General features: G+C 72.7%; 10 protein-coding genes. 2 read left to right on the top strand and 8 right to left on the bottom strand.

Translation table 11 applies throughout. The features are described 5' to 3' along the window. Positions 1-76 precede the first annotated feature (76 nt). From ACIRHA_RS29070 to rimP, 8 genes are all read right to left on the bottom strand, one after another. A complete protein-coding gene (locus ACIRHA_RS29070; RefSeq protein WP_403851853.1) occupies positions 77-3,655 on the bottom strand; it encodes a trypsin-like peptidase domain-containing protein in 3,579 nt (1,192 codons plus the stop codon). 240 nt (positions 3,656-3,895) lie between these two features. Beyond that, positions 3,896-4,801, bottom strand: coding sequence for a tRNA pseudouridine(55) synthase TruB (gene truB, locus ACIRHA_RS29065; RefSeq protein ID WP_403851850.1), 906 nt, complete (start codon positions 4,799-4,801; stop codon positions 3,896-3,898). 2 nt (positions 4,802-4,803) lie between these two features. Continuing rightward, positions 4,804-5,274 (bottom strand): 30S ribosome-binding factor RbfA, encoded by a 471-nt coding sequence (gene rbfA, locus ACIRHA_RS29060; RefSeq protein ID WP_403851847.1) that lies wholly within the window; start codon positions 5,272-5,274, stop codon positions 4,804-4,806. 49 nt (positions 5,275-5,323) lie between these two features. Then, a complete protein-coding gene (locus tag ACIRHA_RS29055) occupies positions 5,324-5,617 on the bottom strand; it encodes a DUF503 domain-containing protein (protein WP_403851844.1) in 294 nt (97 codons plus the stop codon). A 139-nt stretch (positions 5,618-5,756) separates the two neighbouring features. Beyond that, on the bottom strand, positions 5,757-8,906 hold the full coding sequence (infB, locus tag ACIRHA_RS29050) for a translation initiation factor IF-2 (protein WP_403851842.1): 3,150 nt from the start codon (positions 8,904-8,906) through the stop codon (positions 5,757-5,759). A gap of 146 nt (positions 8,907-9,052) precedes the next feature. Further along, positions 9,053-9,331, bottom strand: coding sequence for a YlxR family protein (locus ACIRHA_RS29045; RefSeq protein ID WP_403851839.1), 279 nt, complete (start codon positions 9,329-9,331; stop codon positions 9,053-9,055). Positions 9,332-9,432: 101 nt separating this feature from the next. After that, positions 9,433-10,443, bottom strand: a complete 1,011-nt coding sequence (nusA, locus tag ACIRHA_RS29040; RefSeq protein ID WP_403851836.1) for a transcription termination factor NusA — start codon at positions 10,441-10,443, stop codon at positions 9,433-9,435. A gap of 2 nt (positions 10,444-10,445) precedes the next feature. Continuing rightward, a complete protein-coding gene (gene rimP, locus ACIRHA_RS29035) occupies positions 10,446-10,967 on the bottom strand; it encodes a ribosome maturation factor RimP (protein ID WP_403851833.1) in 522 nt (173 codons plus the stop codon). A gap of 225 nt (positions 10,968-11,192) precedes the next feature. Between rimP and ACIRHA_RS29030 the strand changes: the two genes are divergently transcribed. Then, positions 11,193-11,708, top strand: coding sequence for a hypothetical protein (locus ACIRHA_RS29030; protein WP_403851830.1), 516 nt, complete (start codon positions 11,193-11,195; stop codon positions 11,706-11,708). After that, complete coding sequence (locus tag ACIRHA_RS29025) at positions 11,705-12,184, top strand: ferritin-like domain-containing protein (protein ID WP_403851827.1); 480 nt, start codon at positions 11,705-11,707, stop codon at positions 12,182-12,184. The genes ACIRHA_RS29030 and ACIRHA_RS29025 overlap by 4 nt, the downstream gene beginning before the upstream one ends. The last annotated feature ends 4 nt before the right edge of the window (positions 12,185-12,188 follow it).

Genomic DNA, 12,188 nt, shown 5'->3' with positions numbered 1-12,188 from the left:
CGTCTCTGTACCCGATACGCAGGTCTAAGAGTGCCATGCCGCCCACCCACGCTTCGCATCGGGCGGGCCCGCGACGCTAAGCCGGTACCCGTACACCGGCCAGGTTCTCGATCATGCGGCGGGAGCCCGGGCCGACGAGCGCCGCCCACTCACGGGGCGCTCCCGCCAGCCACCCTGCCACCAGGCCCGCGAACCCCGGCACGGACCGCGCGAGCTCCACGAGCAGCCGGTCGAAGCCGGACGCCCCTTCCGGCGTACGCACCCGCAGCATGCCCGTCCGGTGCACCAGGTCCCGCGTCCTGGCCGCGCCGCGCCGCGCCGCGTCCCGCGCGGCGGCGCACAGCAGCGCGTCGAGCACGCCGGGGTCCCGCTCGTCCTCCAGCAGTACGTCGAGCAGCTCGGCCCGCAGCGCGCGCGACGCGGTCGTGCCGGGCGCGGCGAGCACCCGCGCCAGGGCGCTCCGCACGACCGGGGGCCGCTCCGAGACGAGACCCACGACCAGCGGGTACATCACGGCCCGCGCACCGTCCTCGCGCTCGAGACACCGGTCGACGAACACCGCCACGTGCCCGGCCGCGGCGTCCGGCCAGTCCTCGGCGAGCTCCTTCACGAGTGCGGCGGCGCGCCGGGCGTGCACGGGTTCGGTCAGCTCGGCGAGGGTCCGCAGGATGTCTCCGAGGCCGGGTCCCGGCTCCCGCAGCCGCGCCTGGAACGCCGTGAACACGGGCTCCGGGTGGGTGGCCACGGCCGGGGCGAGCGCGTCGGCGGACACCTGCGCGTCGCCGACGGTGAACCGCTCCAGCGCCCGCGCCAGGTACGCGGGCCGGGAGTCCGGATCCCGTACGAGGAGGGCGAGCGCGGCGCCGTGCAGCGCCGTCCGATCGGAGGGCCGCTCAAGCAGCGCGAACGCGGCGTACCGCAGCAGCTCCCGGTCGGCCGCGTCGCCGACCCGCGGGGCGACCCGCAGGCCGTACGCGGCGGCGGCTGCGTGCCGGTCGGGCCGCTCGTCGTGGGCCCACCGGTCGACGGCCCGGCACAGGGCGGACGGTTCCTCGTCGGCCAAGGTGGCGAGCAGCTCGTCGGCGCGCGGCTGGGCGCAGTCGACGAGGGCCTCGACCAGGCCGTCGAGATCGCGGTGGCGATGGGTGTGGAGGAGGGCCTGAGCGGCGTCGGCGACGGTGGCGTCGGGCAGGGCGGGCAGTGCCCGCTCGTCGTCGAACCAGCGCGTGAGCCTCTGCTGTACGCGCCGCGGCTCGGCGGCGAGTGCCTCCGCGACGGCGTCCAGACACCGGCCGCCGACCTCGCCGCCGTCCCGCACGACGGCCTGCCGCAGCAGCTCGAACCGGGTGTCGTCGTCCACGGCGATCCGCATCCAGAACTCCCCGTCGAAGCGGCCTCGCTCCGCGATCACCTGGAGCACGTCGAGGTACGGTCCGGCGTCCCGAACCCCTTCCAACGCCCCCCGCACCAGTGCCACACCCCACCAGGCCGCGTCCAGGCCCCCTTCCCCCCACGCCTCGGGGCTCCGCCCCGGACCCCGCTGCTCAATCGCCGCAGGGGCTGGATTTGGCGGCACCGGCCGATGCCGCGCCGCCTTGGGCAATCTGCCGCCTTGGGCGGCAGGGTGGGCAAGGCGGCCCCCGGTTCGGCCCGCACCCGCGTCAGACGTAGACCCCGCCGCAGCCACCCGCTCCCCCGCCCCCGCGTCAGGCCTCCGCAGGGCCCACGGGAGCAACTCCCGTAGCCGAAGCCCCAGTTCCGCGCAGCCCAGTTGCCGCTCGATCAGGAGCAGCGCCCGCACCACCGGCCCCGCCCGATGCCGCGGAACCGAAAACCCGTCCCCCCGCCGCCGGAACACAAGCGCCTCCAACGCCCCGTCCACATCCAAGTGCATCCCCTGGATCCAGTCCGCGACCTCCTCGTGCGCGAACCGGAACCCGCCCCCCGCCGGCACCAGCACCCCCTCCGTCAGCACCGCCGACGCCCACCCGGCCACCCCGTCCCGCGCCGCCCCCCACGGAAACAGCTCCTCGAACGACTCCCGGTCCAACTCCCCCTGCCCCGGCCCAAGACTCCGCCGCGCGGCCTCGTGCACCTGCCCCGCCACCCGCGCCGCCAGCCTGCGCACCCCACTCCCCCGTACGCCGGAAGGCGCGGCCAGCCGGACCGCCACTCGTAGGCACATGAGGTCCAGGTACGCCCCGAAGATCTCGTCCCGGTCGGGGCACCCGGCCACACGCCCCGGCAGCGCCGCCCGCACCTCGCTCAGCAGCCGCAACGACAGCGGATGCCCGGCCTCCCGCTCCGCGAGCGCCCCCTCCGGCACACCGAGCCGCTCCCGCGCCCGCCGCGCCGCGTCCCCCGCAAGGTCACCGATCCGTACACCCGGCGGCAGCGCCCCGGCGGCCGACCCGTACAGCACGTCCGCGCCGAACAGCGCACCCGCCTGCTCCCAGTACGCGGCACGGCAAGCCACCACCAACCGCACCCCGCACGCCGCGAGCCACCGCTCGGTCCCCCGCGACCAGCCGCTCAGGCGGTGCGCGAGCACGGGCGGCATCTCCTCGGGCCCGTCGAGCAACAGCACGAGCGGCCGCCCCGTCTCCCGGGCGACCTCGGCGATCCGCTCGGCGGAGATGTCCCCAACGGCTCCCGCGGCCACGGCCCCCGCCGCGACCGCCTCCTCCCGCGACGCCGCCACGATCCGGCCCGCCCGCGCGAGCGCCCGCCCCACCGCCTGCGCCACCGACGCGTCGTCCTCGCTCAGGTCCGCGCCCCGCAGCCACACCGTGGGAGCCGCGCCGTCCCCCTTGGCCCGCCGCTCGGCGAACGCGGCGAGTTCCGTGGTCCGCCCGCTCCCCGGCTCCCCGACGAGGGCCAGTACCCGCGCCTCGCCGTCCGCGCCCGCCGTGAAGGAGTCCAACTCCCGCACCACATCCGGCCGTTCGACCGGCTCGGGCCCGCCCGTCCCCGGCCCGTCGCTGCCCACCGAGATCCCGGCCAGCTGCAGCACCCCGCCGAGATTCAGATCGTCCCCGTACGCGGGCACAGCCGCGGCATTGCGCGCGAGCAGTTCGGCGAGCGGACCCCGCCCGCCCGCACCGGCGGCCACCGCCCGCAGCGGCACCGCGAACCCGGCCGCCCGGTGCCCGGCCCGCAGCGCCGTACCGAGCACCGCGACGACGGCACCCGTACGCGCGTCGAGCACAGGACCGCCCGCGGCCCCGCCGCCGACGCGCAGCGCATCCGCCCCGTCCGTACCGACGGCCAACTCCAGGACACCGTCCAGCAAATGCCTGCGGCCCCCGGCCACGTACGCGACCGGCGAGCGCCCCAGGACGCGCGCCTCGCGCCAGCCGCCCGCGGGGATCCGGACGTACGCCCCCGCCGCGGGTGGCCCCGAGGCCGCCACCGGCAGCGGCACCGCACCGAGCCCCTCCGTACGCAGCAACGCCAGGTTCGCTTCGGGCAGTTCGACGATCGACTCGGGCTCCACCACACAGCTCGCACCGCCCGGCCCGTGCACCAGCAGGCGCCCGAGCCCGCTCACCACCTCGTGGCCGGTCACGACCGTCCCCCGGTCGTCCGCCGCGAAGCCCGCGCCGCGCGGCCGCCCGGCCAGATCACTGATCCGTACCAGCGGCGGGTCCACCATGACGCGACCCTCCCGCCGTTCTCCGCCACGCCCCTGCCTCGACGGTAGGCGCGCAATGATCAGCAGGACAGCGTCAGCGGTGAACGCGCCCCCTTGCGCTCCCCCCATTCACTCCGAGCGCCCGCCCGAAGGGGTGAAGTGAACGGGCGCGCTGGATACACCCTTGAGAGGGGGGCGTGGAGCGGCGGCCACCCAGAGACCGGAACCCGCCGCTCCACCGAAATCGGTGATGGCGCAAGCTCAGCCGAACACGGCCAGGCTCTTCGCCTTCCCCTTGGACTCCTCGACCAGGGTGAGGAACTGCCCACCGGGCCCGAACACGGCGACGGGACCCGCGCCCGCGTACTCCTCGGGCACGTCCAGGCGTACGCCGTTCAGCAGCAGCTTCCCGCGGCGCTCATCGACGTCCCAGCGCGGGAACGCGGCGGCGGCCGCATCGGCCACCGGCATCACGGTCAGCGACTCCTGGAGCTGGTCCAGGGTGCGCGCCGAGTCCAGCTTGTACGGGCCGACGCGCGTGCGCCGCAGCGCCGTCAGATGCCCGCCGACACCGAGCCCCGCGCCCAGGTCACGGGCGAGCGCCCTGATGTACGTACCGGACGAGCAGACGACGGACACGACCAGGTCGAGGACCGGCGTGCCGTCCTCGGCGACCGCGTCCCTGACGTCGTACACGGCGAAGGACGAGATCTTGACCGGGCGCGCCGGGATCTCGAACTCCTCGCCCTCGCGGGCCCGCTTGTAGCTGCGGACGCCGTTGATCTTGATGGCGCTGACCTTCGAAGGCACCTGCATGATGTCGCCGCTCAGCGCGGCGATGCCCGCGTCGATGGCCTCGCGCCCGACCCCGGACGCGTCGGTGGACGAGACGAGCTCGCCCTCCGCGTCGTCCGTGAGCGTGTTCTGCCCGAGCCTGATCGTGCCCAGGTACTCCTTCTCGGTCAGCGCGAGGTGGCCGAGGAGCTTGGTGGCGCGCTCGACGCCGAGCACCAGCACGCCCGTCGCCATGGGGTCGAGGGTGCCCGCGTGGCCGACCTTGCGGGTCTTGGCGATCCCGCGCATCTTGGCCACGACGTCGTGCGAAGTGAAGCCCGACGGCTTGTCGACGATGACAAGGCCGTCGGGCGGAGGGGTGCGGTCGGACATGCTCAGGCTTCGCCGTCCTTCTCAGAGGCGTCCGCGGCGTCCGTGTCGGCATCCTCCGGCTTCCGGTACGGGTCCGCACCGCCGGCGAAGTCGGCGCCCGCGGACGCCTCCCGCACCTGCTCGTCGGACTGCCGGGCCCGGTCGAGGAGGTCCTCGATGGTGCGGGCGTTCTCCGGCAGGGCGTCCGCGACGAAGGCCAGGGTCGGCGTGAACTTCACGCCGGCCGCCTGACCGACCGCCGAGCGCAGGATGCCCTTGGCGCTCTCCAGACCGGCGGCCGCCTCGGCCCGCTCCTCGTCGCCCCCGTACACCGTGTAGAACACGGTGGCTTCCCGGAGGTCGCCCGTCACCCGGGTGTCGGTGATGGTGATGTGGGAGCCGAGCCGCGGGTCCTTGATCCCACGCTGCAGCTTCTGGGCCACCACCTCTCGAATGAGGTCCGCCAGCCTCTTGGCGCGCGCGTTGTCGGCCACTGGTCCGTCTCCTTTTAAGTGCTTACGTGCTTGTTGCTTCAAGTCTGCGTCAGTCGTCGTCGCTGTGGAGCCTGCGGCGAACCGAGAGCAGTTCCACCTCGGGCCGCCCGGCGACGAGTCGCTCGCAGCGGTCCAGTACGTCGGTCAGGTGGCCGGTGTCCCCGGAGACCACCGCGAGCCCGATCTCGGCCCTGCGGTGGAGGTTCTGGTTGCCCGTCTCCGCGACGCTCACCGCGTACTTGCGGTGCAGCTCGGCCACGATCGGACGGACGAGGGAGCGCTTCTCCTTCAGCGAGTGGACGTCGCCGAGGAGCAGATCGAAGGACAGAGTCCCCACATACATGTGTGTATCCGGATGTCCCGCCGGTTCGGGTTCGTATGGGCGACCGCTTCCGGCCACCGATACGGGAACGGTACACGCAACGGCCGGGGCCGATCGACGGAAATAACTCCCGTCGACCGGCCCCAGTCGCGTATCAAGCTCAGACGCGCGGCTTCTCGCGCATCTCGTACGTCGCGATGACGTCGTCGACCTTGATGTCGTTGAAGTTGCCGAGGTTGATACCACCCTCGAACCCTTCGCGGATCTCGGTGACGTCGTCCTTGAAGCGACGCAGGCCCACGATGTTGAGGCTCTCCGCGATGACCTTGTTGTCGCGGAGGAGACGCGCCTTCGTGTTGCGCTTGACCTCGCCGGAGCGGATGAGAACACCCGCGATGTTGCCCAGCTTGGACGACTTGAAGACCTCGCGGATCTCCGCCGTGCCGAGCTCGACCTCTTCGTACTCCGGCTTGAGCATGCCCTTGAGGGCCGCCTCGATCTCCTCGATGGCCTGGTAGATCACCGAGTAGTACCGGACGTCGACACCCTCGCGCTCGGCCATCTGCGCGGCACGACCGGCCGCACGGACGTTGAAGCCGATGACGATGGCGTCCGAGCCCATGGCCAGGTCGATGTCCGACTCCGTGACCGCACCGACGCCGCGGTGCAGGACGCGGATGTCGACCTCTTCGCCGACGTCCAGCTGGAGCAGGGAGGACTCGAGAGCCTCGACGGAACCAGAAGCGTCACCCTTGATGATGAGGTTGAGCTGCTGGACCTCGCCGGCCTTGAGCACCTTGTCCAGGTCCTCGAGCGAGACACGGCGCACGCGCTTGGCGAACGCCGCGTTGCGCTCACGGGCGGCACGCTTCTCGGCGATCTGACGGGCCGTACGGTCCTCGTCGACCACCAGGAAGTTGTCGCCCGCGCCCGGGACGTTGGTGAGACCGAGCACGAGGACCGGAGTCGAGGGACCCGCCTCCTGCACGTGCTCGCCCTTGTCGTCGAGCAGGGCACGGACACGGCCGTAGGCGTCGCCCGCGACCAGCGTGTCGCCGACACGGAGCGTGCCTCGCTGGACGAGGACGGTCGCGACGGCACCGCGGCCCTTGTCGAGGTGGGCCTCGATCGCAATACCCTGCGCGTCCTGCTCCGGGTTGGCCCGCAGGTCGAGCGAGGCGTCCGCGGTCAGGACCACGGCCTCGAGCAGGGAGTCGATGTTCTCGCCCTGCTTGGCGGAGATGTCGACGAACATGGTGTCGCCGCCGTACTCCTCGGCCACCAGGCCGTACTCGGTCAGCTGACCGCGCACCTTGGTCGGGTCGGCACCCTCGACGTCGATCTTGTTGACCGCGACGACGATCGGGACCTCGGCGGCCTTGGCGTGGTTCAGCGCCTCGATCGTCTGCGGCATGACGCCGTCGTTCGCCGCGACCACGAGGATCGCGATGTCGGTCGACTTCGCACCACGGGCACGCATGGCGGTGAACGCCTCGTGACCCGGGGTGTCGATGAAGGTGATGGCGCGCTCGGCGCCATTGACCTCGGTCGCGACCTGGTAGGCACCGATGTGCTGCGTGATGCCGCCGGCCTCGCCCGCGATGACGTTGGTCTTGCGGATCGCGTCGAGCAGTCGCGTCTTACCGTGGTCGACGTGACCCATGACGGTCACGACCGGCGGACGCGCCATGAGGGCCTCTTCGCCGCCCTCGTCCTCGCCGAACTCGATGTCGAAGGACTCGAGCAGCTCGCGGTCCTCCTCCTCGGGGGAGACGATCTCGACCGAGTAGTTCATCTCGTCGCCGAGAAGCTGCAGCGTCTCGTCGGAGACCGACTGCGTGGCCGTGACCATCTCGCCGATGTTCAGCATGACCGCGACGAGCGACGCCGGGTTGGCGTTGATCTTCTCGGCGAAGTCGGTGAGCGAAGCACCGCGCGACAGGCGAACAACAGCGCCGTTGCCGCGAGGCAGCATCACGCCGCCGACCGACGGGGCCTGCATGGCCTCGTACTCCTGGCGCCTCTGCCGCTTCGACTTGCGACCGCGACGCGCGGGACCGCCGGGACGGCCGAAGGCACCCTGCGTGCCACCACGGGCACCCGGACCACCGGGACGACCACCGAAACCGGGACGTCCACCGAAGCCGCCGGGACGACCGCCGCCGCCACCACCGGGTCCACCGGGACGACCGGCGAAGCCGCCGCCACCGCCACCGGGACCACCGGGACGACCGGCGAAGCCGGGACGACCGCCACCGCCGCCACCGGGACGACCGCCACCGCCACCGGGGCCACCGCGACCGCCGCCGCCACCCGGACCCGGACGCGGGCCCGCTGCGGGACGCTGCGGCATCATGCCGGGGTTCGGACGGTTGCCGCCGCCACCGCCGGGCCGCGGACCGGCCGCGCCGCCGGCGCCGCCTGCCTGCGGACGGGGCATGTTGCCCGGGCTCGGACGGTTGCCGCCCTGACCCTGGGGACGGGGACCACCCTGGCCGCCACCCTGCGGGCGCGGACCGCCCGGGGCACCCTGGCCGCCGGGACGCGGGGCGCCGCCCGGACGGGGCGCCTGCGGGCGCGCCATGCCGGTGGAACCACCAGAGGTGAAGGGGTTGTTGCCCGGACGCGGGCCCGAGGGACGGGCGCCACCGGGACGCTGGCCCTGGCCACCGGGACGCGGGGCGCCCTGACGGTCGCCACGGTCACCGCGCTGGCCCTGGCCCTGACCCTGACCCTGACCCTGGCCACGGTCCTGACCGGGGGCCGGACGGCCACCGGGCTTCGGGGCGCCGGGACGCGGAGCGGACTGGCCGCTGGGCTTCGGGGCCGCGGGGGCCTGCGAAGCGGCGGGAGCCTGGAACTCCGGCGTGCTGGGGGCCGGGGAAGCGGGCTTCGGGGCCGGCTTCGGTGCGGCCGGACCCGGACGCGGACCCGGAGCCGCCGGAGCGGCCGGGGCTGCGGGCTTCTCCGCCGCGGGGGTCTCCGCCGTGGGCTCCGCGACGGGCTTCTCCGCGGCGGGCTTCGGCGCAGCCGGGCCCGGACGCGGGGCAGCCGGCTTGGCGGCCTGCGCGGGAGAGGGGGTGGGACGCGGCGCCGCGGGCTTCGCGGGCGAGTCCTTCTTGGCGGCGGGCTTCTTGGCCGCGCCGTTGGTGCCCTGATTCAGGGCGTCAGTCAACTTGCGTACAACCGGCGCCTCGATGGTCGAGGACGCCGAACGTACGAATTCACCGAGTTCTTGGAGCTTGGCCATGACGACCTTGCTCTCTACGCCGAACTCCTTGGCGAGTTCGTATACCCGGACCTTAGCCACTTCGCTCCTTTTAGGTCCGGGTTACGCCGGACCGTCGCTACTTCATGGGCGTACTCATCGCGTGCTCATCGAGTGCTCATCGCAATCTCGACCTACTTCCAACTCGCGGAATACCAGGGCCGCACGGGGGTCCCGTACGGCGCTTCTTACGGTGTCGCCTGCTCGACGCGGTGGCGCAGGGCCGCCGTGTCGAACGGTCCAGGGACCCGATAGGCCCTCTGGAACGCCCGGCGGCGGACCGCCAGGTCAAGACAGGCAAGGGCGGGATGCACGTACGCACCCCGGCCGGGCAGCGTACCGCGATCATCGGGGACGCACTGTCCCTCGATCACCACGATCCGCAGCAGTTCGCTCTTGGCCGCTCGCTCCCGGCATCCCACGCAGGTTCGCTCAGGGCATGCGCGGGCATGCGTCCGACCAGACACGGTTAAGTCTACCTCCCCGTACCGACCTCACCCCTTTGGGGCAAAGATCGAACGGTTGGCTCGTCACATACTGTCGTGATCCAAGCGCCGAGCGCTCGGAATTATTCCCCTTCGGGAGCATCCTCGGGAGAGCCGCCCTGCTCGGTGTCCGGGCGGATGTCGATGCGCCAGCCGGTGAGCCTGGCCGCGAGCCGGGCGTTCTGCCCCTCCTTGCCGATGGCGAGGGAGAGCTGGTAGTCGGGCACGGTCACGCGGGCCGAGCGGGCCGCGAGGTCCACGATCTCGACCTTGGAGACGCGGGCCGGGGACAGCGCGCTGGCGACCATGTCGGCCGGGTCGTCGGACCAGTCGACGATGTCGATCTTCTCGCCGTTGAGCTCGCCCATGACATTGCGCACACGCCCGCCCATCGGGCCGATGCAGGCGCCCTTGGCGTTGAGCCCGCTCCGGGTGGAGCGCACGGCGATCTTCGTGCGGTGGCCGGCCTCGCGCGCGATGGCGCAGATCTCGACGCTGCCGTCGGCGATCTCCGGCACCTCAAGCGCGAAGAGCTTCTTCACGAGGTTCGGGTGCGTACGGGACAGAGTCACGGAGGGGCCGCGGACGCCCTTGGCGACGCGCACGACGTACGAGCGCAGGCGCAGGCCGTGCGGGTACTCCTCGCCGGGAACCTGCTCCTGCACCGGCAGGATGGCTTCCAGCTTGCCGATGTCGACCAGCACGTTCTTCGGGTCGCGGCCCTGCTGGACCTGGCCCATCACGATGTCGCCCTCGCGGCCCGCGTACTCGCCGAGCGTCGCGTCGTCCTCGGCGTCGCGCAGCCGCTGCAGGATGACCTGCTTCGCGGTCGTGGCGGCGATCCGGCCGAAGTCGGAGGGGGTGTCGTCGAACTCGCGGGGCTCCTGGCCCTCTTCGAGGTCCGACGGGTCCTCCTTCGCCCAGACCGTCACGTGGCCGCTGTCGCGGTCGAGCTTCACGCGCGCGTGGCGGAAGCTGCCGTCGGTGCGGTGGTAGGCGATGAGGAGGGCCGATTCGATCGCTTCGACCAGCAGATCGAAGGAGATCTCCTTCTCCCGGACCAGCCCCCGCAGGGCACTCATGTCGATGTCCATGGCTACGCCTCCTCTTCTTGAACGTCGCTGTCGTCGTTCTCGTTCTTGTTCTTGCGGTTGAACTCGACCTGGACCCGCGCCTTGGCGAGGTCGGCGAAGTCGAGCCTTCGGGAGGTGGGCTTGCGCCCCTTCACTCCCGGTACTTCCAGGTCAAGGCCGTCGTCGTCGACCTTGATGATGCGCGCGACCAGCTCGGATTCGTCGTTCAGCTGGAACTTCACGAGGCGGTCCGTCGCACGGATGTAGTGGCGGTGCTCGGTGAGGGGGCGCTCGGCGCCGGGCGTTCCGACCTCGAGCTCGTACTCGCCCTCGCCCATGGCGTCCGTCTCGTCGAGCTTCGCCGAGAGCGCGCGGCTCACATCGGCGATCACGTCAAGGTCGGCGCCCTCGTCGGAGTCGACGACAACGCGCAGCACACGCTTGCGTCCGACCGAGGCCACTTCGATCTCTTCGAGTTCGAGCCCCTGTGAGGTGACGAGCGGTTCCAGTAGTTCCCGCAGCCTCTCGTTCTGGGTGGTGCTCATCCGGGTGACTCCTCGGCCGCGTGTGCTGTTGTAGTTACTGACTTTCCTTGCGCGTCAGGTCAAAGGGTATCCGGTCCAGGGGGGTGTTGCCGTCCACCCGTGCAAGGGCGGCGGTACGGTGATCACGGCCGCTCCCCCTCGATCGAACCTGATCAGTTCCGATCAAGGCGCCGCCCGCCGAAAGCCCTCTCCCCTCCCGCCTCTTCGCCCCTGAGGACGCCTGCCGTGCCGCTGCCCCCTCTCGCCCGCTCCGGGCCACGACGTAGGACTCTGCTCGCCTCGCTGGCCGGGGCCGCGCTGCTGACCGGCTGCTCGGACGCCGATGGCGGCGCCGACGGTGGCAGCGGGGCGCCCGCCGCCGCGCAGGAGAAGCGGCTGCGGACACAGGCGGCGCGGGAGAGCACGGACCTCCTCGGCCAGTACGACCAGGCGGTGTCGGCCCGTCCGGCGCTCGCGGAGCGGCTGAACCCGCTGCGGGCCGAGGTCGAGCGGCACGTGAAGGCGTTCGGCGGGGCGGGCCGGCCGTCGGGCGCGGCGGCCCGCCCGGGCAACAAGTCGGCCGCAGCGCCGGCCTCCGAGAAGGACATCCTCAAGGCGCTCTCGGTGGCCGAGCAGCGGCTCTCGGACCGCCGGATGTCCGCGCTCGTGGACGCTCCGGGCGAGCTGGCGCGGCTGCTCGCGTCGGTGGCGGCGGCCGGGGCCGGGCACGCGTATCTGCTGTCGGAGGACGGACAGGAATGAGCGAGAACGAACTGCTCGCGGCGGTGCAGGCGGCGCTGCGCGCCGAGCACGCGGCGGTGTACGGCTACGGGGTGGTCGGCGGCCGGATCGGCGAGGACCGCAGGGGCCGGGCCAGGGACGCGTACGACGCGCATCGCGCCCGCCGCGACGAACTGCGGCGCACGGTGCGCGACTTGGGCGGCAATCCCGAGGAGTCCGCGGGGGCGTACGCCCTGCCGTTCCCGGTACCCGACGCGTCGGCGGCGGCGCGGCTCGCCGCGGACATCGAGAACAGGGTCGCGGGCGTCTACTCGGATCTCGTACGGGCGGCGAGCGGCGAGCGGCGCCGGAGCGCGGCCGACGCGCTCCGCGAGGCGGCGGTCCGTGCCGTGCGCTGGGGCGGCGGCAGCGTAGCCTTCCCTGGGCTCTCCGAACGGGCCGCGGCGCCGACCGCATCGTCGTCGGCACCGTCCTCTCCGGAGGACCCCAGCACGTAGGCAG

The sequence above is a fragment of the Streptomyces sp. NPDC102360 genome (genome assembly GCF_044766085.1).
GTDB lineage: Bacteria > Actinomycetota > Actinomycetes > Streptomycetales > Streptomycetaceae > Streptomyces.
Note: the sequence above shows the minus strand (reverse complement) of the source record. Positions and strands in the feature narration are given on the sequence as shown.

Bases quoted from the DNA above. Each gene is read 5' to 3' on its own strand.
- truB (WP_403851850.1), bottom strand. From the start codon at position 4,801: ATGTCCGACCGCACCCCTCCGCCCGACGGCCTTGTCATCGTCGACAAG.
- rimP (WP_403851833.1), bottom strand. From the start codon at position 10,967: ATGAGCACCACCCAGAACGAGAGGCTGCGGGAACTACTGGAACCGCTC.
- ACIRHA_RS29025 (WP_403851827.1), top strand. From the start codon at position 11,705: ATGAGCGAGAACGAACTGCTCGCGGCGGTGCAGGCGGCGCTGCGCGCC.
- ACIRHA_RS29070 (WP_403851853.1), bottom strand. From the start codon at position 3,655: ATGGTGGACCCGCCGCTGGTACGGATCAGTGATCTGGCCGGGCGGCCG.
- nusA (WP_403851836.1), bottom strand. From the start codon at position 10,443: ATGGACATCGACATGAGTGCCCTGCGGGGGCTGGTCCGGGAGAAGGAG.
- ACIRHA_RS29055 (WP_403851844.1), bottom strand. From the start codon at position 5,617: ATGTATGTGGGGACTCTGTCCTTCGATCTGCTCCTCGGCGACGTCCAC.